This is a genomic window from Acinetobacter sp. NigerLNRRAM0016, from assembly GCF_054112845.1.
In genome coordinates this window covers 1-252 of record NZ_JBSYVT010000154.1, presented here as the reverse complement: position 1 = coordinate 252, position 252 = coordinate 1, and the positions used below count along the sequence as shown (strand labels likewise).

Annotated in this window: 1 protein-coding gene; it reads left to right on the top strand. The window is 47.2% G+C overall.

Going from position 1 to position 252, the window contains the following annotated elements; genetic code table 11:
* The coding region (locus ACWQ4X_RS19950; protein ID WP_457904700.1) for a hypothetical protein at window positions 1-252 on the top strand (252 nt) is incomplete at both ends.

Sequence of the window (252 nt, the reverse complement as noted above, 5' to 3'; positions counted from 1 at the left end):
GGTAATGATGCTGGTTTGGCTGGTGTATGGTCGGAGCAATCTGCTCGAATTGAAGAGGATATGGCGCAAGCACTCCGAACAGATTCAGTGATTGCTCAAATGGCTGCCAATGATGCGATTTACCAAAATCAGATTCAGGCAAATGCCAGTGCGATTGCTGCCAATGTATCTGCCACTTCGACCTTGCAAACCACTGTTGGGCAGAATACAGCGAGTATTCAGACTCAGCAGCAGTCTATCAATGGGATCAAT